Below are 19,905 nucleotides of genomic sequence, written 5' to 3' on the forward strand. Positions count from 1 at the left end.
GAAACTGCCTGCGATGCTAGCCCGTTTTTCACCGGTGCGGAGTGGGTAATCATGCATTCATTCCCCCGACACGCAAGGAGTCCCCGCATGAAAATCGAACTGATCGGCAAGAAGGCGCTTGTCACCGGATCGTCCGGTGGCATTGGGCTGGCGATTGCCATTGGACTGGCCGAGGCCGGCGCGCACGTCGTCCTTCATGGCCGAAACGCAACCAAGCTTGCGCAGGCCGCCCAGGCCGTCGCGCAGCAAGTTGCAGGCGCCCAGGTCACGACCGTGCAGGCGGACCTGGCCACCGCGGACGGCGCCGCCTCGGTATGCGCCGCGCATCCCGACGTGGACATCCTGGTCAACAATGCCGGCACCTTCACGCCCAAGTCCTTCACCGAAATCACCGACGACGACTGGCAGTCCATGATGGACACCAACGTCATGAGCGGCATCCGGCTGTCGCGCTACTACCTGCCGCGCATGCTGGCCGCCAACTGGGGCCGAATCGTGTTCATTTCCAGCGAATCCGCCGTGCAGATCCCGGCCGAGATGATCCACTACGGCGTCAGCAAGACCGCCCAGCTCGCGGTCTCGCGCGGCCTGGCCGAGCTGACCGCCGGCACCAACGTCACCGTCAACGCCGTGCTGCCCGGCCCCACGCGTTCCGACGGGGTCGCCGACTTCTTCGCGCAAATGGCCAAGGAGCAAGGCGTCTCGCAAGCGCAGATGGAGCAGGACTTCATCGCCCAGCATCGCCCCACCTCGCTGCTGCGCCGGCTGGCCACCGTGCAAGAAGTGGCCAACATGGTCGTCTACGCCTGCTCGACCCAAGCGTCGGCCACCAACGGCGCGGCCCTGCGCGTGGACGGCGGCGTGGTCCGCTCCATCATCTGAACCCCTGAACCGCCGGACGCTCCCGCCATGAAAGCCATTGCCTACTTCAAGAACCTGCCCGCCGACAACGCCGATGCCCTGCAGGACATCACCGCCCCCGAACCCGTGCCGGGCGACCACGACCTGCTGGTGGACGTGCATGCCATCTCGGTCAACCCCGTGGACGTCAAGATCCGCGCCAACCGCAAGCCCAAGGACGGCCAGCCCGAAATCATCGGCTGGGACGCCGCCGGCATCGTGCGCGCGGTCGGCGCGCGCACCAGCCTCTTCAAGCCGGGCGACCGCGTCTGGTATGCCGGCGCCCTGACCCGTCCGGGCGCCAACAGCGAACGCCATGTCGTGGACGAGCGCATCGTCGGCCACATGCCCAAGAGCCTGGATTTTGCGCAGGCGGCCGCCCTGCCCCTGACCACGATCACCGCCTGGGAACTGTTGTTCGACCGCCTGCGGGTGCTGGACAACGCCGCGCCCAGCCAGCGCAGCCTGCTCGTCATCGGGGCGGCAGGCGGGGTTGGCTCGATCCTGGTGCAGTTGGCGCGACAGCTCACGGGCCTGACCGTGATCGGCACGGCTTCGCGACCCGAGACCCAGGCTTGGGTACGCGACCTGGGCGCGCATCACGTCATCGATCACACCCAACCGCTGGCCGGCGAACTCAAGCGCATCGGCTTTGACAATGTGAGCTATATCGCCGGCCTGACGCACACGGACACGCATTTCCCGCAGATGGCCGAAGCGATTGCGCCGCAGGGCAAGATTGCCCTGATCGACGACCCGGCCGCGATCGATGTGCGGCTGCTCAAGGGCAAGTCAGCCTCGCTGCATTGGGAATTCATGTTTGCCCGGCCGCTGCACAACACGCCCGACCTCATCGCGCAGCACGAGTTGCTGAACCAGGCTGCCCGCCTGATCGACAACGGCACGCTGCGCACCACGCTGGGCGAGCACTACGGCAAGATCAACGCCGAAAACCTGCGCCGCGCCCACGCCTTCATCGAAAGCGGCAAGGCGCGCGGCAAGATCGTGCTGGAGGGGTTCTAGAAACGCGGCGATCCCGAACGGGATCGCGTGCGCCGGCGCGCCGCGCCGGGCGCGATCAGGCCAATCAGCCTCGGCCTTCGCGCTTGGCGCGCGCGTGCGGGTCGTTGATTTCGGCTTCCAGTTCGGCGATCAGCCACTGGAACCAGCCGTTTTCCGTGCGGGCATAGACGGCGGCCGCCGGCGTCTTGCCTTCGCGCCAGCCCGGCTGGTGCGTGTCCATCCAGGCCGACAGGCTCTTGTGCGGCGCCAGCAGGCCGGACAGCCAGGACCACACATAATCGGGCACGTTGCGGCGAAAACCCTTGGCGCTGGCGTAGATGGTGGGCTCAAGCGGCAGGTTGCCGGCGCGAGCCAGCTTGGCCTGCGTCCGGCGAAGCGTCTCGACCGCAGCCTGCAATTGTTCGGTGCTGAGCTTTTTCACGTAACGACTCCTGATTCTGGTTTGAGCGGATTATCGCCGCAGGGTGCGGCGCTTACCAAGCTGCCATTCACTTTTTCCGCGCTGGCGCAAGCCCCAGCAGAAGCGTGGCGGCAAAACGCTCTCCAGGTTCCAGCACCTGCATGCCGGTTCGGGTCTCGCCCGCCGCCGCCAGATTGAACGCATCGGCCACGTTGCTGACCGGTTCCACGCAAAGAAAATCCGCACCCGGGGCCGTGTACACCACCAGATGCGCGAACGCCGGGTCGGCATGCAGCGCCAGTTCGTGGCCGTCGGGCCAGTGCAGCGTCGCGCGGCCCTGCCATTGCGACAGGTACGTGTCGCAGCCTTCGGCGGACTGGCGCAGCTCTCGCACCGTCGTCGTCTTGCTGCCCGTGGGCAAGCCTTTCTCGTCCGACGGCCAGATGCGCCGGGCGTGCAGCGTGACGCGCTGCGCCGTGAAATACGGATGGATGCCCATCCCGCACGGCATGGGCGTGTCGCCTCGATTGGTGATGGCCATCTTCAGGCTCAGCCCGCGGCTGTCCAGCCGCCAGCGCTGCACGCATTCAAACGGCCAGGGCCAGCCCAGCACGCCGGCCGGCTGATCCAGCACCAGATCGACACTGTCGGGCGTCAGATTGCGGACCAGCCAGGACTGGAACAGCCCCGAGCCATGAATCGCCTGCGGCCGGTTGGGCACGGATTGCAATGCGTAGCGGGCGCCATTGAACGTGAAGACGCCGTCGCGGATCCTGTTGGAATACGGCGCCAGCGGATAGGATCCGGCACGCGGCCATCGGCCCGCCGGCCATTCGGTGGCGGTCAGCGGCACGATCCAGTCGTGTCCGCCGGTGGAGAGCCGCGTCAGCCGGCCGCCCCCGCCGGGCGCGAACTCGGCCTGGTGGTCGCCGCTGGAAATGGACACGCGCTCGCTGGCATCCAGCACGTCAGGAACGGCAATATCGGGCATGGCGTTGAAACTCCCGCGGCGTCCACACGCGCCACGTCGGGACGATTGTGCCCGGCGGCGCGTTGGGGCTGCAAGTTGGCGCGGTCGTGCGACCGGTCAAGCCCCCGCGCGGCCCACCCCAGATCAGCGGGCGCCCGCCGGCCTGCGCGTGTCGGCCTTACTGTCCTTGCTGCGCCGGGAATTCGTGTCCAGCGCGCCGTTGTAGTTTTTCCGGCTGGAAGACGATGAGCCATCGCTATAGCGGGTGTCGTAACCGCCCGTGTAGTTTTTCCGGCTTGAAGAGGAAGAGCCGTCGCTGTAACGGGTATCGTAGCCGCCGGTGTAGTTTGACCGGCTGGTGGAGTTGCTGCCATCGCTGTAGCGGGTATCAAAACCGCCAGTGTAGTTTTTCCGGCTGGTGGAGGTCCTGCCATCGCTATAGGTCGTATCGAAGCCGCCTTGGTAGTTGGAGCGGCTCGACGACGTGGTGCCATCGTCGTACCGGCAATCTTCCCCGCCCTGGTAATTGGCTCGGCAGCTGTCTGCCTGGGCGCCCGCGGCGGCGAGCAAGGAAAGCACGACGAAAGACAGCAGGGATTTGACTTTCATTTTGTTCCCGATGGCGTGGAGGTCGATGTCATCTCACCGCGTTGTTATGCGGCCAGGCAACTACGATAGCGACATTTGCCGCGGGCGGCTGCGCGTCCATTTTCAAATGGCTATTTCAGCCGGTTTCGGCGCGATTCAGCCGGTTTCGTATGCGCACCATTCGTCCAGGTGAGCTGTCATGCGAAAAATCGCAACCCACCGCCAAATCGCCACGCCTCGGCTCGGCGGGGACTTGCCCGCCCCGATACAATCACGGGCATGAATTCTGCACTGCAAAATACCGCCGCCGACGCCCACGCGGGCCACACCCCCATGATGCAGCAATACCTGCGCCTCAAAGCCGAGGCCGGGCCGTTGCTGTTGTTCTATCGCATGGGCGACTTCTATGAAATGTTCTACGAAGACGCCGAGCGCGGCGCGCGGCTGCTCAATCTGACACTGACCAAGCGGGGCTCGTCCAACGGCGTGCCCATCCCCATGGCTGGCCTGCCGGTGCATGCCATGGAGCAATACCTGGCCCGGCTCGTGGCGATGGGCGAATCCGTCGCCATCTGCGAGCAGATCGGCGATCCGGCCGCCTCGAAGGGGCCGGTCGAGCGCCGCATCGTGCGCATCGTGACGCCCGGCACCTTGACCGACGACGCCCTGCTGCCCGCCAAGGCGGATCGCGCGCTGGCGGCCATCTGCATCAGCGGCAGCGCTCGCGCGCCGCGCGCGGGGCTGGCGTGGCTGAATCTGGCCAGCGGCGAATTCCGGGTGACCGAATGCGCGCCCGCGCAGCTGGAATCGGAATTGCACCGCATTGCGCCGGCGGAGATCGTTTGCGCCGACACCGCGGAGTTCGACTTTCCGTTCGAAGGCGCCCGCTCCCGCGTGCCGGACTGGCACTTCGAAAGCGACGGCGCGCGAGCGCACCTGCTGGCGCATTTCAAGACGGACACGCTGGCGGGCTTTGACATCGAAGACATGCCGGCCGGCATCTGCGCGGCCGGCGCCTTGCTGCGCTATGCCGCGCGCACGCAGTCGCAGGCACTGGCGCACGTGCAAAGCCTGTCGGCCGAGCGGCCCGGGCAGTTCGTGCTGCTGGATCCGGTCACACGGCGCAACCTGGAACTGACGCAGACGCTGTCGGGCGAAGACTCGCCCACGCTGTTCTCGCTGCTGGACGGCTGCCGCACGCCGATGGGCAGCCGCCTCTTGCGCCGGTGGCTGCATCACCCCTTGCGCGAAAACGATCAGGCGCTGGCGCGCCAGCAGGCCATTTCGGCGCTGCTGGCCGGGCGCATGGACGTGGAGCAGACCTTTGGCTCGGCTGGTCTGCTGGAAGCGCTGCGCGCCGCCCTGAATGCCTTTCCCGACATCGAGCGCATTGCCGCGCGCCTGGCGCTTCGGTCGGTGCGCCCGCGCGAGCTCGCCAGCCTGCGCGACGCGCTGCAGGCCTTGCCCGCGCTGGCCGACCTGGTCGAACCGATGTCCGCCTCGCCGCGCATCGGCGAACTGATCTCGCATCTGTCCGTGGATCCTGCCCTGGCCGCCCTGCTGGTGCGCGCCATCGCGCCTGAGCCTGCCGTGGCCATCCGCGATGGCGGCGTGCTGGCAGCCGGCTTTGACGCCGAACTCGACGAGCTGCGCGCATTGGCCGCCGACGGCGGAGACTTCCTTGTCCAGCTCGAAGCGCGCGAGCGCGAGCGCACCGGCATCAGCAACCTGCGCGTGGAGTTCAACCGCGTGCATGGCTTCTATATCGAAGTCACCAAGGGCCAGACAGCGAAGGTCCCCGAAGACTACCGCCGCCGCCAGACGCTCAAGAATGCCGAGCGCTACATCACGCCCGAGCTCAAGACCTGGGAGGACAAGGTGCTGTCCGCGCAGGACCGCTCGCTGGCCCGCGAAAAATGGCTGTTCGAGCAATTGCTGGACGTATTGGCCGAGCACGTGCGTCCGCTGTCCGACTGCGCCGCGGCGCTGGCCGAGCTGGATACGCTGGCCGCGCTGGCCGAACACGCGCAGCGCCACGACTGGATCGCGCCCGAGCTGTCCGAGCAGGCCGACATCGACATCGAGGCCGGCCGCCATCCGGTGGTGGAACGCGCCATCGAACGCTTCACCCCCAACGGCTGCCGTCTGGATCCCGCGCGGCGCATGCTGCTCATCACCGGCCCGAACATGGGCGGTAAGTCGACGTATATGCGGCAGGTGGCGCTGATCGTGCTGCTGGCGCGCATTGGCAGCTTCGTGCCGGCCTCGCGCGCCCGGATCGGCAAGATCGACCGCATCTTCACCCGCATCGGCGCGGCCGACGACCTGGCGGGCGGGCGCTCGACCTTCATGATGGAAATGACGGAGGCCGCGGCCATCCTGTCGGCCAGCACGCCCAACAGCCTGGTGCTGATGGACGAAATCGGGCGCGGCACGTCCACGTATGACGGCCTGGCGCTTGCGTGGGCCATTGCGTGCCGCCTGCTGTCGCACAACCGCGCGCTGACGCTGTTTGCCACGCACTACTTTGAGCTGACCCGCCTGCCCGCCGAGCAGCCCACGGCCGCCAACGTCCACTTGGCCGCGGCCGAGTCGGCGGGCGGCATCGTCTTCCTGCACGAAGTGCGCGAAGGCCCCGCCAGCCGCAGCTACGGCATTCAGGTGGCCCAGCGCGCCGGCGTGCCCGCCGCCGTCATCCGGCAGGCGACGCGCGAACTTGAACGCCTGGAAGCGCAAGGCGCCCCCACGCCGCAGCTGGGGTTGTTCTCGGCTGCTGCCGAGGCCGACGCCCAGGCGTATGCGCAGGCCGAACGTGCAGACACCATCGAGGCGCTCGACTCCCTGCGCGAGGAGCTTTCCGCCATCGACCCCGACAGCCTCACCCCGCGCGAAGCGCTGGATGCCCTTTACCGCTTGAAGAAGCACCTCCAATGAACCTCGATCATCCGCTTGCGCTCCTGGGCAATCAAAGCCCCAACGACTTCATGCGCCGTTACTGGCAGAAGAAGCCGCTGCTGATCCGCCAGGCCATTCCGGCGTTCAAGCCGCCCGTCACCATCGCGGCCATCAAGAAACTCGCACGCCGCGACGACGTGGAGTCGCGCCTCATCTGGCGCGAGAACGGCGAATGGCAGATGGAAAACGGCCCGTTTGCGCGTCTGCCCAAGGACAACGAAGGCGACTGGACGCTGTTGGTGCAGAGCGTGGACCTGCATAGCGATGCGGCCGCCGAGCTGATGGCCCAGTTCCGGTTCATTCCGGACGCCCGCCTGGACGACGTGATGATCAGCATCGCCAGCCACGGCGGCGGCGTCGGCCCGCATTTCGACAGCTACGACGTATTCCTGCTGCAGGCGGCGGGCGAGCGCGAATGGCGCTATGGCCGCCAGAAGGACCTGTCGCTGGAACCGGGCTTGCCGCTCAAGATCCTGAGCAACTTCCAGCCCGAGGAAAAGGCGGTGCTGGCGCCCGGCGACATGCTGTACCTGCCGCCGCAGGCCGCCCACGACGGCATTGCCATGGGCGATGGCTGCATGACGATCTCCATCGGTTTCCGGGCGCCGACGCAGGCGACGCTGGCGCGTGGCCTGCTGGAAGCGGCCGCGGACCAGGTCATGGCCCGCGTGGGCCTTCTGGGTGGTCCCTACGGCGAACCCGCCCTGCCCGGCCCGAAGCTGTCGGCCGTCTACCGCGATCCGGCACAGCCGGCCGTGGACACGCCCGCGGCGCTGCCCGACGCACTGGTGGCCGCCACGCTGGAAACGGTGGAAAAGCTGCGCTTTGACGACGCGCTGGCGTCGCGCTTTCTGGGGTGCTGGCTGACCGAGCCCAGCAACCTCAGCGTGTTTGACGCGCCCGAGGGGATGGACGTCGATCTGGAGGAAGACTGGCCCACGTCGGGACGTCTGGTGCTGGACCGCCGCAGCCGCATGCTCTATCGCGGCAGACAGCTGTTCATCAACGGAGAAACCGCCATGACGCCCGCAGATGCGGCGTTGCGCCTGCTGGCCGATTCACGTAGCCTGGATTGTGCGCATCCCGCCTGCGCCCGTCTTTCCGACGAAGCACGGGCATGTTTGGCCGATTGGCTGGACTCGGGCTGGATTCATTACCGAGCCGAGTAGTATCTGGAAACGTTCGCGTATCCGTGTCACACAGAAAGAAATCAGGTCTGTAAACCGGGTCACATCAAGAAAGACATAACACCAAGCTGAAAGGTTTGTTGCCGTTGGGATGCGAACGATTTAACTTTCCTACGCGATCGGCCTGAACCTTCCTGTAGCCTGAGTTCTGGTTTCCCCTAACGGGGTTTCAAGAGTCGTCATCTACAGGAGTTCAAATAATGATGAGCAAAACCTTGATTATTGCCTCGGTGCTGGCCGTCGCGCTCAGCGCTTGCAACAAGAAGGAAGATGCCCCGGCGCCGGCGACCAGCCCGACTCCCGGCGCCACCACGCCCGCACCTGGCGGCACGCCCCCGGCCTCGCCCGCACCGGCGGCCCCGGGCACGACGCCCGGTTCCGGTTCGACCACCCCGGGCGGCTCGACCACCCCCGCGTCGTAATCCTTCAGGCACGAACCCCCGCACTGAAGACGCAAAAAAAACCCTGGCATGTGATGCCAGGGTTTTTTTGTGCCTTGCCGGAACGTAAGCGACGGAAGTCCGCGCTTGCCGCCGGCCGGGCATGGGGCCCCACCCGGGGGCCCTGCCGGCGGCCGCTGCGCGTGAGCGCGCGGCCCGGCGGTTCTATTACATCTTGTCCTTCAGGACGCTCAGCAGGCGCTGCGCGGTCGGGCTGCTGTCCGGCGTACCGTTGGCGTCCAAGACCGAGACGGTCGTCTGTTCGCCGTTGCCCACCAGGTGGATGCGGTACTGAGCTGCCTGCGCCTTCTTGTCGCCAGAGAACATGCGGCTGAAGAAGCCAGGCTGTTCCATCTTTTCGCCGGTGTCGGTGTCGACATAGCGGACGAAGTAGTCGCCGGAGGAACGATCGCGGTCATCGACTGCGAAGCCGCCGCCATCGAGCGCCACGCCGACACGACGCCAGGCGCGGTCGAAGGATTCGCTGACGATGAGCGACGCGCCCTGGGCACGAACGTCCTGCTGCACGGCGGGACGCTGCGGCGAGGCCTCGGCCTGCTGCACCAGCTTGCGGGCGTTGTCGACGTCGGTACCCAGGAAGACCATCATGCGCGCCAGCATGGCGGCGTTCAGGCCCGGGTCTTCCTTGCCGTTCTGCCACTGCACCTGGCCGCCGTCGGAACCGACACGCTTTTCGAGCATCTGGCGGTGGCTGACGTAGATTTCGGTGTGACCGTTGACGCGTTCGACGCGGGTGCGGAATTTCTCGCGCTCGCCGCTATCCCACGCCGATTCCAGCACCGCCCCCAGCGCCTGGCGCAGCCAGCTTTCGGGGATCTTGGCGCGGTTCTCGGCCCAGTCGGTTTCGATCAGGCCGGCACCGGGATTGTTGGTGGCGACGGTAAAGCCGCTTTCGGTCCAGAAGTCGATCAGGCGGGGGAAAACCTGCTCGGGCGGACGGTCCACGACGAGCCAGCGCAGATCGCCGTCGCGTTCGACGCGCATGTCCGAACGGTTGGGAAGCACGTTGCTGGTCTTCGGGGCGCTGGCCTGGGCCACACCCTGTTGCTGGAATTCAGAGAAGGTGGTGGAACCCGAGGCCGGCGCGCGGTAGCGGGGATCGCTATTGGCCTGCGTCAGGTCGGGCGGAATGCTGAGAGGCTCTCCACGCTGGTTTACCGCGCTCTTGTAGTCGACCGATTCTTCATTGCCCAGGAATTGGTTGACCTCGGAGCACCCGGCCAGCAACACCAGAGACATCAATGCCGACAAACCGGCATGACGTTTGTTCATACGTTTCCTCACGATATTTAGAGCAGTCCCGTTTCCTGGAGCGCATTGCGCACCGTTGCGTGATGCTGCGCGCTCAGTTCGACCAGCGGCAGCCGGTAGCCCAGCGCGCTGCGGCCCATTTGGGCCAACGCCCACTTGACGGGGATGGGGTTGGCTTCGACGAACAAAACCTTGTTCAGACGCGCCAGGAACGCGTTAAGTTCACGGACCTTGGGCACATCGCCCGCGAGGGCGGCGGCACAGAGGTCGCGCATGAGCTTGGGCGCCACGTTGGCCGTGACGGAAATGTTGCCGCGCGCGCCCAGCAGGATCAGGGCCGCAGCGGTGGGATCGTCGCCGCTGAAGACCTGGAAGCTGGCAGGCGCTTCGCGCAGCAAGAGGCCGCCGCGGGCGATGTCGCCGGTGGCGTCCTTGATGCCGATGATGCCCGGCACCTGCGCCAGGCGCAGGATCGTCTCGTTGCTCATGTCGGCAACGGTGCGGCCCGGCACGTTGTAAAGAATGGTGGGCAGGTCGACGGCTTCGGCGATGGTGCGGAAGTGGCGGTACAGGCCTTCCTGCGACGGCTTGTTGTAGTACGGAACGACCGACAGGCCAGCCTGCGCGCCCACTGCCTTGGCGTGGCGGGTCAGGTGGATGGCTTCGTCGGTGGAGTTGGCGCCCACGCCGGCAATGACCGGAATGCGGCCTGCAGCATGTTCGACGGCAACGCGGATGAGTTCCGCGTGTTCTTCCATGGAGACCGTGGGCGACTCCCCGGTGGTGCCCACCACCACCAGCGCGTCGGTGCCTTCCTGGACATGCCAGTCGATCAGCGACCGGTAGGCAGCGTAGTCCAGGCTGCCATCGGGTTGCATTGGGGTGACCAAGGCCACCATGCTGCCCTGGAAATTAACGCCTGCGGCGGTAGCAGGGGATGCCATAGATGTCGGGCTCCAAAACCCCGCGGCGGGATTGCCCCAGGGCCTGATTCAGTGAAACCGCTGAGTTTAACGGATATTGGGTGGAATCTTACAGAAACCACTGGACGATTGTCGTTCCCAGCCCGAGCACCGGTTGCATCAATAACCAGAGCACATCGGTGACCAGCAAGACGATGACGATGATCAATCCATACGGCTCGATTTTCGAGTATTGCCAGGCCAGGCGATTGGGCAGCAGGCTGAAGAGAACGCGTCCGCCGTCCAGCGGCAGGATGGGCAGCAGGTTCAGCGCCATCAGCACCAGGTTGACGTTGACGCCCGCCACCGCCATTTCGAACCAGAAGCTTTCGTGCAGGCCGCTTTCCATGAAGAGACGCAGCGACAGCGCCCACAAAATGGCCATGAACAGGTTGGCGGCCGGTCCGGCCAGCGCGACCCAGGCCATGTCCTTCTTGGGACGGCGCAGGCGGCCGAAGTCCACGGGCACCGGCTTGGCCCAACCGAAGAGCAAGCCGGGACTGCCCATGAGCTTGGAGGCCAGCAGGATGGCGACCGGCACCAGCAGCGTGCCGACGGGGTCGATGTGGCGTGCGGGATTCAGGCTGACCCGTCCGGCCTGGTAGGCGGTCGGATCGCCCAGCATACGCGCCACGTAGCCGTGCGCCGCCTCATGCAGGGTGATGGCGAAGATAACCGGTATCGCGTAGACCGCAATGGTTTGGATGATGTCATTCATGGCGAACCGGATTGTAGATGAGCCGCGCGCCAGCGCGGCGCGTCTCGTGCATCGAGGCGAGGGGGAATATCAGACAAGTCCGAGGGTAGCGGGATCGCCGCGGCCCAGGCGCACGACGACCGGCTCGTCGCCGGTCAGGTCGATCACGGTGGTGGGCGCTTGCGGGCAGGCGCCCGCATCGATGATGGCGGCCAGATCGTGGTCGTAGCGCTCGCGGATTTCCTCGGCGTCGTTCAGCGCCTCGGTTTCATCCTTGGGGATGAGCGTGGTGGACAGCAGCGGCGAACCCGCCTGTTCCAGCAAGCCCAAGAGGACGGCGTGATCCGGCACGCGGATGCCGATGGTCTTGCGCGAGGGATGCGACACGCGCCGCGGCACTTCCTTGGTGGCTTCGAGAATGAAGGTCCACGGGCCGGGCGTCGCGGCTTTCAGCAGTCGGTATTGCTTGTTGTCGACGCGGGCGAAGTGGCCGATTTCGGCCAGGTCGCGGCACAGGAGGGTGAGGTGATGACGTTCGTCCAGTCCGCGCAGGCGGCGCAGCCCGTCGGCGGCGCTTTTGTCGTCCAGGCGGGCGACGACGGCGTAACTGGAGTCGGTGGGCACTGCCACCAGGCCCCCGTCATTGAGCCATTGCGCGGCTTGCTTGAGCAGCCGCGGCTGGGGATTTGCGGGGTGGACAGAGAAATACAAAGCCATGGGTTTATCCTAACATCCTTGACGGCCGCCCAATAGCGCGGCGATGCAAAATGGCGGTAATGACGATCCGCCCGGAGAACCAGTATGCGCCTCGATAATTCGCGCCAGAGCGACAATGTGGAAGACCGCCGTTCCAGCGGCCCACGAATCGGCGGCCGCGGGACCATTGGCATAGGCACGATAGTACTTGCCTTGGTGGCGATGTACTTCGGCGTCGATCCGCGCGTGGTCCTGGACATGGCGGAAGGCCCGGCCGTGCAGGAGCAGGCGCCCGCCTCGGCCCCGCCGGCCAACGATCCCCAGGCCGTCTTCGTGTCCAAGGTCCTGGGCGAAACCGAAGACGTGTGGACCGGCATCTTCCAGAAGGAACTGAACCGCCAGTACGTCGAGCCCAAGCTGGTGCTGTTTCGCGGCGCCACGCCCACGGCCTGCGGCACCGGCCAATCCGCCATGGGGCCCTTCTACTGTCCGGGCGACAGCAAGGTCTATATAGACCTGTCGTTCTTCGACGAACTGCAGAACCGGTTCAAGGCCCCCGGCGATTTCGCGCAGGCGTACGTGATTGCGCATGAAGTCGGCCATCATGTGCAGCACCTGCTGGGCATCTCGGACCAGGTGGACCAACTGCGCCGGCGCAACCCCTCGCAGGCCAATGCATTGTCAGTTCGGCTGGAACTGCAGGCGGATTGCTTTGCCGGCCTCTGGGCGCAGCGCGCGGATGCCGCGCGCAACATCCTGGAAGGCGGCGACGTCGAAGAAGCGCTGGCGGCCGCCACCGCGATCGGCGATGACCGCCTGCAGAAGCAGAGCCAGGGATACGTCGTGCCCGATGCCTTCACGCACGGCAGCTCCGCGCAGCGTGTGCGCTGGTTCAAGCGCGGCCTGGAAAGCGGCAGCATCAAGCAGTGCGACACGTTTGGCGCGACGTCTCTGTGACGCGCGGCGCTGCGCGGCCCTCACCCGCTCCGGGCCGCACAGCGCCAACACCTGTATATCCATCCAGGCCGAATACCCCCGCCGTCTTCATCTTGTAAGATTACGCCCCCTCGCAATGCTGCGCGCGCGTGTTTTCACCGCGGCGCGGCGGGGCGCAGCGCATGCCGCATGCACGTTTTGCTTCGCGCGCGCCCCCAGACCCTAGATTCGTTTCCATGGCCAACAAGTTCGAACCGCTAATCACCGTTGATGAGGTGCAAGAGATTCTTGCCGAACCCAAGGAAACCGCCAAGCCGATCCTCTGGCTGCCGAAACCCGCCGCGGGCAATGCCCAGTGGATGGAATTCAGCTGTCCATGCAAGATCAAGGGCGAGGTGCGCGAAGACGTGATCTTCCGCGTCATGTACCGGGGCGCCCGCACGGCAGTGCATGGGCAGGCCACCATCTTCCTGACCGAGGCGTTCTGCGCCAGTCTCTTCGTGGGCCCGCACCGGGTGTATGGCGTCGATACCGACGATTCGTTCCACACCAGCCTGGTGGGCGCGGACCGGCCGCAATACCGCAAGCCGCTTGCCGACCGCAGCCATGAACACATCTGGGTCGAAGAAGGCGAAGGCTATGCCGAGCCGATCGTGCCCGCGCTGGACACCATCGGCGCGCTGATGCAGTATTTCCTGCCGCGAGCGAACCTGACGCTGGCCGGCGGCTTTGCGCATCCCCTCAAAGGCCGCCAAATCGAACTGATCCTATGAGCAATTTTCTGGAAGCCTCCGGCTGGACCGTCCTGCCGGCGGGCGAACACGCCGTTCGCGCCGTCTCTCCCATGACGTTGGGCCTGGACGGCCAGCACGCCGCCTTTTTCATCGCGCATCCCGATGAGCCGTCGTTCTACCTGACCGACGCCTGTGAGACCGCCATGCATGCGTCCAGCTTTGGCATCGACGTGGCGGCCAAGCGCATCGACATCCTGAACGAAACGCCGGGCGTCACGCTCGCCCATTTCGACCGGTCCGGCGCCATCGTGGCCGAAGGTCCGATCGAGCAGTTGCAGGAAGCGCTGTGGGACGCGGTGAAGCTGGCGATGGCCTTGTCGTTCCAATGCGCGAAATGGATGCCGCGGTTCAGCCAGCTGCGATTCCGCGCGCAGGTGGGCCGCGCGCTGGCCGAAGGCGTGGGCGTGAACCGCATGGTCAAGGGCGCGCGCGCCAAGGGCAGCAGCGGTCACACGGCGGACTTTGCGTACGCGGTGCGCGCGGCGGGCAGCACCGCCCTCACCTACATCGAGCCGATCGCGCTGAAAGCGGGCAAGAAGATGGACTGGACGCAGGTCTACCAGACCCACGGCAAGATGTCGGATGTGAAGATGGCCGATGCGCGCAACTCGCGCATGGTGATTCTGGAAGACGGCGCATCGGCCGAGGAATTCAAGAAGGCCGTGACGATCCTGGAGCAGTCCGCCACCGTGCAGACGCTGGCCAAGACCCGTGACTGGCGAGAGGTGTTTTCGGCCTAGCCGTCTCAGGACGGCGTGTTGGTCAGGCCGTCGACGATTTCGCGGCCGTGCACGATGGCCGCATGCACGGCCTCGCGCGGACTGTAGACGAAGCCGCCGCCCGCAAACTGGGGCACGGGGTATTCGTCGCCGCCTTCGAGTATGGCGCCTGCCTGGACAACCATCACCGAGGCAGTGAAGACAGGGCCGCTGGCTTCGGGCGGGGGCTCGATGGCGCCGCCGCCCCGGGACACCTTGGCCGTGAGGCGGTATCCCTTGTAGATCAAGTTGTTCTGATGCACTTCGGTAGTCCTCTATCTGCCGTCGAGCATACTCCGTGATTTCATGACAATCCGGATAAGTTTTGTAACTCAAGCAGAAAATAGAAACACTGTTGCGCCAACGCAGGCGCGTCCCCATTTCTCAAATATTGAGAAGCGCATCCGCTTTCAAGCCTGAAAGGTAGCGCCGGCGCGGCTTGCGAGCCGGCGCCGGCGCTGCACGTACCGGCGCCCACCGCCAATTCCGGGGGATTACCCTAGGGTCTGTTGCGAAAGCGCATCCTCGGACATATTCATCCCTGTCACGCGCATGTAGTCGTCCAACCGCCAGCCCTTGCCGAGCAGGATCATGCGGGTATGCAGGTCATCGCGCACGCGGGGCGCCACCTCGCGCCCCAGATAGGTGAGCTGCTTGCAGCGCAGGTCCACGTAACCCAGCGCGTAGTGGCGCGACAGTCCCATCCACAGGCGGTGCGCCCCGACGGACTGGCGGGCGCCGCTAAGAATGCACAGGCCCGCGTCCAGCGCCCACCGGTACACCGCGGTGGCCAGGCCCATGCCTTGGTAGGGCGCTGCGTACTTCGAATGCGGCGCGCGCACGTAGGGATCGGCGCGCCGGCCCACTTCGATCAGCCGGTTGAACACCGTATAGCCCGCCAACCGGTTCCGCCGCACGTCCACCACATACACGTAATACTCGCCGTCGGCCTCGCGATAGCGAAGCACGATGCCAGGAATGTCGGTCTTGACCTCCGGCAATCCATGCAAGCGGTCCATCGGACGATTCATGCGGTTGTGAATGGCATCGAGCTCCTTGTCCACTTCCTGGGGACTATGGTTAACGTCGATGCGCAATTCCGTCACGATCGACATGACGTGACGGAACGCGTGCAAGGCCAGCGTAGGCAAGGCCACCTCCTGTACAGGGTTGAAGAACGGTCCGCGAGGGACGGGAGACGTAAAAAAAGCCGCATCCGCGGCTTGAAAAGTTGTGTGCGGGTGCACCGCCGGTCAGGGCGGTGAATGGGGCCAGGCGAGGAATCGATCACGCGGCTGCATGCGCGTGCCTTTGGGCTGCGGGCTGGTCGCCCGCCAGGCCAAAAAATGCCGGGAATTGCCGCTCGCCCTTGGCTGTGATGCCCAATGCGCGCGAGTCCAGGTCCTTTGCGACCCAGCCGCGCGCGAGCAGCGCGTCGAGCAGCGCCGCGCCCAAGGCGCCGCCCAGATGGGAACGCCGTTCGCTCCAGTCCAGGCAAGCGCAAGCGAAGCGGCGGCGGCGCTGGCGCGCCTGGGCCACGTCGACGCCGACTTGCGCGAGCGACGCTTCGCCCAGCGGCGTGAGTACATAGTCGCGCCCGTCCGGCGTCAGCCAATGCCGGCCCAGCATCGCGTCATGGATGCGCACGGCCAGCGTGCCGGCCATGTGGTCGTAGCAGGTGCGGCTGTCGCGCAGCGCGGACGGCGTGGTCGGCTTGAACGGCGCGCGCTCGGCGCCCGCCACCACCAGCAGCGCCTCCAGCGCGTGGCCGACCTCGCCGCTGGCCAGGCGGTAGTAGCGGTGCTTGCCCTGCACGGCCATTTCCACCAGGCCCTGATCGCGCAGGCGCTGGAAATGGCTGCTGGCCGTGGAGGCGCCGATGTCGGCGGCCGCAGCCAGTTCCGTGGCGGTGCGCGCGCGGCCGTCCAGCAACAGGCACAGCATGCGTGCGCGCGCGGGATCGGCGATGGCGCCTGCCACGGCGGACAGGTTGATGTCGGCGAACTCGGAATCCATGATTCGATATCGGCCAAAGTGTTGTGTGTAGGCCGTAAGCATACTTCGCCGCATCGAAACTCGCATCAATCGCCCAGACCATGTCCGCCTCCCCTCCCTTTTTTGGCTGGAAAGTCCTTTGCGCCACCTTCGTGCTCGCCGTCTTCGGTTGGGGCGTGGGTTTTTACGGTCCGCCGGTATTCCTGCACGCCGTCGTCCAGCGCACCGGCTGGAGCGTCGCGCTGGTATCGGGCGCGGTCACGCTGCACTTTTTGGCCGGCACAGTGGTGGTGGCCAACCTGCCGCGCCTGTACCGCCGCATCGGCGTCGCCCGCACGACCGCCGGCGGCGCTGCGCTGCTGGCCGTGGGCGTGGCCGGATGGGCGGTGGCGCAGACGCCCGCGCAACTGTATGCCGCCGCGGCGTGCAGCGGGATGGGCTGGGTGACGTTGGGCGCCGCCGCCGTTAACGCCCTGATCGCCCCCTGGTTCGTGCGGCGGCGTCCGGCCGCCCTGGGCATGGCCTACAACGGCGCCAGCGTCGGCGGCGTCGTCTTTTCGCCGCTATGGGTGTTCCTGATCGCGCACGCCGGCTTTGCGCAGGCGGCGTTGTGGGTCGGGCTGGCGATGGTCGTTGTCATCGGCGTGCTGTCGCGCAAGGTGTTTTCAGTGACGCCGCGACAGCTTGGCCAGGCCCCGGACGGCGACGCGGGGGGCAAGCCGCCCACCGCCACCCAGACCGCGCCGGCGGCCGCCGGCCAGCTGCGCCGCGACCGCGCGTTCGTGACGCTGGCCGCCGGCATGGCGCTGGGCCTGTTCGCCCAGATCGGCCTGATCGCGCACCTGCTGTCGCTGCTGGCGCCGCTGCTGGGCGCGCAGACGGCGGGACTGGCAATGGGACTTGCCACCGCCAGCGCCATCGCCGGACGCTCGCTCGTCGGCTGGCTGATGCCTCCGGCGGCCGACCGCCGCCGGATCGCCTGCGCGGCCTATGCCGTACAGATCGCCGGGTCGCTGGTGCTGATGTTGGCCGGGGACCACACATGGGCGGTGTGGGCGGGCGTGGTGCTGTTCGGGTCGGGCATCGGCAACGCCACGTCCCTGCCGCCCCTGATCGCGCAGGCGGAATTCGCGCGCGAGGACGCGGCCCGGGTGGTGCCCCTGATCGTGGCACTGTCGCAAGGCGCCTATGCCTTTGCACCGGCCGCCTTCGGGGCGCTGCGGACCCTGTTGCAGCCGACGGGGCTGGCGCTGCCGGGTTTCCTGGCCGCCGCCGCCGTATTGCAGCTGGCCGCCATCCTGTGCTTTGCCGCGGGTCGTGGCGCCCACGCCAGGCGCGGCGCGCTCTGACGCCTCAGGCGCCGCCGCGCCGCGCCACCAGGCCGGCCATGACCGCGTCGCCGCGTTCGTTGACCAGCCCCTCGGCCACGCCCTCGCGATCGGCCGCGTTGCGGTTCTGGCTGACCTTCCACTTGCCTTCGATGCGCGCGATGGGGATTTCCACGCCGATGATGGCGCGCATCTGCGCGGCGATGAAATCGGCGGGCGCCTCGTCCACGCGCCACGGCTGGGCGCGCGCACGCTCCTGGCTGTCGGTCAGCGCCTCCAGCTGGGCACGCAGCCACGCCGGATCGTCCTGGATGACAGGCGTGCCCCACACGTGGACAGCCACGAAATTCCAGGTGGGCACCACCTTGTGCGTCTCCGCCTTGGTCGCGTACCAGGACGGCGTGATGTAGGCCTGCGCGCCGTGGAAGGCCACCAGGCACTCGCGTCCCGAAGCCAGCTCGGCAAGCTGCGGATTGGCGCGCGCCACGTGCAGGCGCAGGACGCCATGCGGGCCTTCGGGATAAAGCAGACAGGGAATGTGATTGGCCATCAGCCCGCCGTCGCCGCTGGTGCAGACGACGCCCAGCGGATGGGCGCGGATGAACTCGTGCTGGATATCCAGCGAATCTTCGCGAAAGGCGGACGGCAGGTACATGATGGCGGCGCGATGAAAAGGTCAGGAAAGCGACAACATACCGCGCGCGTGGCCCCACTGAAAGAGCCACACCTTCCGCGTTTCATGGAGCCAAGCACCTCGTGCGCCAACTGGCGCCGCCAATGCGTCTCGCTGCTATCGTCGGGATCGCGCGTAGGCGGCGTTCATGCGTTCGCGGGCCTCGGTTTCATGCGCAAAGGCGCGGTCGTAGTTTTCAAGGCAGCCGGGCGTGGGACTGGGCCATTGGATCGCGGCGATCGCTTCGGTCAGTTCATCGCGGGCCCGCTGCCATTCCTTGACGGCGGCATACCATTCGTTGGCGGTGTCCATAGATGTCTCCTTCTATGTGCACATGCCCATCGTAGCGCTGGCCACAGCCGGCAAGACAGCGTTTTCGCATGGCCAGAAGGATGATGCGGCCAGGCGCGCAGCCGATGCCCGCAGCCAAAAAAATAGCCGCGGCAGCGCGAGTTTCGGGCAGATAATTGCCAGCATGAATCGTGCCGGTCGTGTGTCCGCCACCGCGGACGCCGTAGTCTGAAAAGGAAAGCCCCCATGAAGCCCAACCTCGCACTGTGCGCGGCCTGCTGCGCACTCATCGGACTGGCCGGTTGCACCAATCTGCCCAAGGCCAAGGACTATTCCACCGCGCTTGGCGAACCCCAGAGCCAGCTCCAGCAGGACCCAAACTGGAGCGGCGGCCGCATCTGGGTCCGGCCGGGACCGCCGATCGGCAGCCAGTTCGACAAGAAGCTGCTCTTGGAGAATGTGACCTACATTCCCGGCGACCGGCCTGACGAGTTGGACTTTCGCGACAATGCCGAACTGCGGCAGCGCGTGCTGGACTACATGAACGCCGCCTTGCGCCGGGAGTTTTCGCAGGCCGGCTATCAGTTGATATCGGCGCCCGCGCCGCGCTCGGTGCGGCTGCGGGCCGCCATCACGGGCACCTTCCGCAACGATCGCGATCCGCGCCCGGGCGAATACGTGCCGATCGGCTACGTACTGGGCCAGACGGCCAAGGCCGCGGGCCTGCGCGATCAATCGGCGCGGCTGTTGATCGAAGCCTCCGCGCGCGATGCCACCACCAACCAGCTGCTGATCGCCTCGATGGGCGCCGTCACGGGCAGCAACCTGCCCGAGAGCCGCAAGCCCACGGCGGCCGACGTGCAAGGCGCCATCGACGACTGGGCGCGCCGGGTTCGCGAGCAATTCGACCGCATCTGGGTCGCGGAAATTCCCAAAACGCCGTGATGCGCGGGTGACCATTTTCCGCTGCATATCACGATGTGATGAATATTGACGTCAACCCTCACTTACCCAGGGACCACGGCTAATGCTACTGTTCC

Annotated in this window: 22 protein-coding genes; 10 read left to right on the forward strand and 12 right to left on the reverse strand. The window is 66.4% G+C overall.

Annotation, left to right across the window (positions count from 1 at the left end; translation table 11 throughout):
• Positions 1-87: 87 nt before the first annotated feature.
• Complete coding sequence (locus KVT32_RS16195) at positions 88-882, forward strand: SDR family NAD(P)-dependent oxidoreductase (RefSeq protein ID WP_217618505.1); 795 nt, start codon at positions 88-90, stop codon at positions 880-882.
• 27 nt (positions 883-909) lie between these two features.
• The gene (locus tag KVT32_RS16200; RefSeq protein ID WP_056323421.1) at positions 910-1,923 is read left to right on the forward strand and encodes a zinc-binding alcohol dehydrogenase family protein; all 1,014 of its coding nucleotides are present in this window, start codon (positions 910-912) and stop codon (positions 1,921-1,923) included.
• Between the two features lie 64 nt (positions 1,924-1,987).
• Here KVT32_RS16200 and KVT32_RS16205 read toward each other — a convergent pair whose 3' ends face one another.
• From KVT32_RS16205 to KVT32_RS16215, 3 genes are all read right to left on the reverse strand, one after another.
• On the reverse strand, positions 1,988-2,344 hold the full coding sequence (locus KVT32_RS16205; protein WP_056323418.1) for a hypothetical protein: 357 nt from the start codon (positions 2,342-2,344) through the stop codon (positions 1,988-1,990).
• 67 nt (positions 2,345-2,411) lie between these two features.
• Positions 2,412-3,314, reverse strand: a complete 903-nt coding sequence (locus KVT32_RS16210; RefSeq protein ID WP_152385027.1) for an aldose 1-epimerase — start codon at positions 3,312-3,314, stop codon at positions 2,412-2,414.
• A gap of 123 nt (positions 3,315-3,437) precedes the next feature.
• The gene (locus KVT32_RS16215) at positions 3,438-3,902 is read right to left on the reverse strand and encodes a hypothetical protein (RefSeq protein WP_254636894.1); all 465 of its coding nucleotides are present in this window, start codon (positions 3,900-3,902) and stop codon (positions 3,438-3,440) included.
• Between the two features lie 258 nt (positions 3,903-4,160).
• Between KVT32_RS16215 and mutS the strand changes: the two genes are divergently transcribed.
• The 3 genes from mutS (at position 4,161) to KVT32_RS16230 (ending at position 8,445) form a co-directional block, all read left to right on the forward strand.
• A complete protein-coding gene (gene mutS, locus KVT32_RS16220; protein ID WP_227741266.1) occupies positions 4,161-6,815 on the forward strand; it encodes a DNA mismatch repair protein MutS in 2,655 nt (884 codons plus the stop codon).
• The gene (locus KVT32_RS16225; RefSeq protein ID WP_217618506.1) at positions 6,812-8,005 is read left to right on the forward strand and encodes a cupin domain-containing protein; all 1,194 of its coding nucleotides are present in this window, start codon (positions 6,812-6,814) and stop codon (positions 8,003-8,005) included. Before mutS ends, KVT32_RS16225 begins: the two co-directional genes overlap by 4 nt.
• Before the next feature lie 218 nt (positions 8,006-8,223).
• Complete coding sequence (locus KVT32_RS16230; protein WP_081101139.1) at positions 8,224-8,445, forward strand: endopeptidase; 222 nt, start codon at positions 8,224-8,226, stop codon at positions 8,443-8,445.
• Between the two features lie 186 nt (positions 8,446-8,631).
• On the opposite strand, the gene bamC is transcribed toward KVT32_RS16230, so the two are convergent.
• The 4 genes from bamC to KVT32_RS16250 form a co-directional block, all read right to left on the reverse strand.
• Positions 8,632-9,756, reverse strand: a complete 1,125-nt coding sequence (gene bamC, locus KVT32_RS16235) for an outer membrane protein assembly factor BamC (protein WP_128828750.1) — start codon at positions 9,754-9,756, stop codon at positions 8,632-8,634.
• Between the two features lie 17 nt (positions 9,757-9,773).
• Positions 9,774-10,679, reverse strand: a complete 906-nt coding sequence (gene dapA, locus KVT32_RS16240) for a 4-hydroxy-tetrahydrodipicolinate synthase (RefSeq protein WP_056323399.1) — start codon at positions 10,677-10,679, stop codon at positions 9,774-9,776.
• An 88-nt stretch (positions 10,680-10,767) separates the two neighbouring features.
• A complete protein-coding gene (locus KVT32_RS16245) occupies positions 10,768-11,415 on the reverse strand; it encodes a site-2 protease family protein (RefSeq protein ID WP_056323397.1) in 648 nt (215 codons plus the stop codon).
• 69 nt (positions 11,416-11,484) lie between these two features.
• A complete protein-coding gene (locus KVT32_RS16250; RefSeq protein ID WP_056323394.1) occupies positions 11,485-12,111 on the reverse strand; it encodes an L-threonylcarbamoyladenylate synthase in 627 nt (208 codons plus the stop codon).
• An 84-nt stretch (positions 12,112-12,195) separates the two neighbouring features.
• On the opposite strand from KVT32_RS16250, the gene KVT32_RS16255 reads away from it, so the two are divergent.
• The 3 genes from KVT32_RS16255 to KVT32_RS16265 all read left to right on the forward strand — a co-directional run bounded on the left by KVT32_RS16255 (position 12,196) and on the right by KVT32_RS16265 (position 14,560).
• Complete coding sequence (locus tag KVT32_RS16255; protein WP_128828751.1) at positions 12,196-13,047, forward strand: neutral zinc metallopeptidase; 852 nt, start codon at positions 12,196-12,198, stop codon at positions 13,045-13,047.
• A 215-nt stretch (positions 13,048-13,262) separates the two neighbouring features.
• Complete coding sequence (locus KVT32_RS16260; RefSeq protein ID WP_056323388.1) at positions 13,263-13,799, forward strand: hypothetical protein; 537 nt, start codon at positions 13,263-13,265, stop codon at positions 13,797-13,799.
• Positions 13,796-14,560 (forward strand): DUF1828 domain-containing protein, encoded by a 765-nt coding sequence (locus tag KVT32_RS16265; protein WP_217618508.1) that lies wholly within the window; start codon positions 13,796-13,798, stop codon positions 14,558-14,560. Before KVT32_RS16260 ends, KVT32_RS16265 begins: the two co-directional genes overlap by 4 nt.
• Before the next feature lie 5 nt (positions 14,561-14,565).
• Here the strand turns inward: KVT32_RS16265 and KVT32_RS16270 are convergent, their stop codons facing one another.
• From KVT32_RS16270 to KVT32_RS16280, 3 genes are all read right to left on the reverse strand, one after another.
• Entirely contained in the window at positions 14,566-14,841 is a 276-nt protein-coding gene (locus KVT32_RS16270; RefSeq protein ID WP_062842113.1) for a hypothetical protein, read from the reverse strand.
• A gap of 231 nt (positions 14,842-15,072) precedes the next feature.
• Complete coding sequence (locus tag KVT32_RS16275; RefSeq protein WP_233462065.1) at positions 15,073-15,729, reverse strand: N-acetyltransferase; 657 nt, start codon at positions 15,727-15,729, stop codon at positions 15,073-15,075.
• A gap of 136 nt (positions 15,730-15,865) precedes the next feature.
• On the reverse strand, positions 15,866-16,594 hold the full coding sequence (locus tag KVT32_RS16280) for a helix-turn-helix transcriptional regulator (protein WP_217618509.1): 729 nt from the start codon (positions 16,592-16,594) through the stop codon (positions 15,866-15,868).
• A gap of 80 nt (positions 16,595-16,674) precedes the next feature.
• On the opposite strand from KVT32_RS16280, the gene KVT32_RS16285 reads away from it, so the two are divergent.
• Positions 16,675-17,922, forward strand: coding sequence for an MFS transporter (locus KVT32_RS16285; RefSeq protein WP_217618510.1), 1,248 nt, complete (start codon positions 16,675-16,677; stop codon positions 17,920-17,922).
• 4 nt (positions 17,923-17,926) lie between these two features.
• Here the strand turns inward: KVT32_RS16285 and KVT32_RS16290 are convergent, their stop codons facing one another.
• Positions 17,927-18,556: an FMN-binding negative transcriptional regulator gene (locus tag KVT32_RS16290; protein WP_056324574.1), complete on the reverse strand. Its 630-nt coding sequence runs from the start codon at positions 18,554-18,556 to the stop codon at positions 17,927-17,929.
• Positions 18,557-18,691: 135 nt separating this feature from the next.
• Complete coding sequence (locus KVT32_RS16295; protein ID WP_056323375.1) at positions 18,692-18,886, reverse strand: hypothetical protein; 195 nt, start codon at positions 18,884-18,886, stop codon at positions 18,692-18,694.
• Between the two features lie 225 nt (positions 18,887-19,111).
• Here KVT32_RS16295 and KVT32_RS16300 point away from each other — a divergent pair, with 225 nt between their 5' ends.
• The gene (locus KVT32_RS16300) at positions 19,112-19,810 is read left to right on the forward strand and encodes a DUF3313 domain-containing protein (RefSeq protein WP_180100511.1); all 699 of its coding nucleotides are present in this window, start codon (positions 19,112-19,114) and stop codon (positions 19,808-19,810) included.
• The last annotated feature ends 95 nt before the right edge of the window (positions 19,811-19,905 follow it).

Origin of the sequence: Achromobacter sp. GbtcB20 (assembly GCF_019091095.1) — a bacterium.
GTDB lineage: Bacteria > Pseudomonadota > Gammaproteobacteria > Burkholderiales > Burkholderiaceae_B > Achromobacter > Achromobacter mucicolens.

What these genes read in the sequence shown, in the direction of transcription:
- KVT32_RS16195 (WP_217618505.1), top strand. Translation starts at nt 88, where the DNA reads ATGAAAATCGAACTGATCGGCAAGAAGGCGCTTGTCACCGGATCGTCC.
- KVT32_RS16200 (WP_056323421.1), top strand. Translation starts at nt 910, where the DNA reads ATGAAAGCCATTGCCTACTTCAAGAACCTGCCCGCCGACAACGCCGAT.
- KVT32_RS16210 (WP_152385027.1), bottom strand. Translation starts at nt 3,314, where the DNA reads ATGCCCGATATTGCCGTTCCTGACGTGCTGGATGCCAGCGAGCGCGTG.
- KVT32_RS16215 (WP_254636894.1), bottom strand. Translation starts at nt 3,902, where the DNA reads ATGAAAGTCAAATCCCTGCTGTCTTTCGTCGTGCTTTCCTTGCTCGCC.
- mutS (WP_227741266.1), top strand. Translation starts at nt 4,161, where the DNA reads ATGAATTCTGCACTGCAAAATACCGCCGCCGACGCCCACGCGGGCCAC.
- KVT32_RS16225 (WP_217618506.1), top strand. Translation starts at nt 6,812, where the DNA reads ATGAACCTCGATCATCCGCTTGCGCTCCTGGGCAATCAAAGCCCCAAC.
- KVT32_RS16230 (WP_081101139.1), top strand. Translation starts at nt 8,224, where the DNA reads ATGATGAGCAAAACCTTGATTATTGCCTCGGTGCTGGCCGTCGCGCTC.
- bamC (WP_128828750.1), bottom strand. Translation starts at nt 9,756, where the DNA reads ATGAACAAACGTCATGCCGGTTTGTCGGCATTGATGTCTCTGGTGTTG.
- dapA (WP_056323399.1), bottom strand. Translation starts at nt 10,679, where the DNA reads ATGGCATCCCCTGCTACCGCCGCAGGCGTTAATTTCCAGGGCAGCATG.
- KVT32_RS16245 (WP_056323397.1), bottom strand. Translation starts at nt 11,415, where the DNA reads ATGAATGACATCATCCAAACCATTGCGGTCTACGCGATACCGGTTATC.
- KVT32_RS16250 (WP_056323394.1), bottom strand. Translation starts at nt 12,111, where the DNA reads ATGGCTTTGTATTTCTCTGTCCACCCCGCAAATCCCCAGCCGCGGCTG.
- KVT32_RS16255 (WP_128828751.1), top strand. Translation starts at nt 12,196, where the DNA reads ATGCGCCTCGATAATTCGCGCCAGAGCGACAATGTGGAAGACCGCCGT.
- KVT32_RS16260 (WP_056323388.1), top strand. Translation starts at nt 13,263, where the DNA reads ATGGCCAACAAGTTCGAACCGCTAATCACCGTTGATGAGGTGCAAGAG.
- KVT32_RS16265 (WP_217618508.1), top strand. Translation starts at nt 13,796, where the DNA reads ATGAGCAATTTTCTGGAAGCCTCCGGCTGGACCGTCCTGCCGGCGGGC.
- KVT32_RS16280 (WP_217618509.1), bottom strand. Translation starts at nt 16,594, where the DNA reads ATGGATTCCGAGTTCGCCGACATCAACCTGTCCGCCGTGGCAGGCGCC.
- KVT32_RS16285 (WP_217618510.1), top strand. Translation starts at nt 16,675, where the DNA reads ATGTCCGCCTCCCCTCCCTTTTTTGGCTGGAAAGTCCTTTGCGCCACC.
- KVT32_RS16290 (WP_056324574.1), bottom strand. Translation starts at nt 18,556, where the DNA reads ATGTACCTGCCGTCCGCCTTTCGCGAAGATTCGCTGGATATCCAGCAC.
- KVT32_RS16295 (WP_056323375.1), bottom strand. Translation starts at nt 18,886, where the DNA reads ATGGACACCGCCAACGAATGGTATGCCGCCGTCAAGGAATGGCAGCGG.
- KVT32_RS16300 (WP_180100511.1), top strand. Translation starts at nt 19,112, where the DNA reads ATGAAGCCCAACCTCGCACTGTGCGCGGCCTGCTGCGCACTCATCGGA.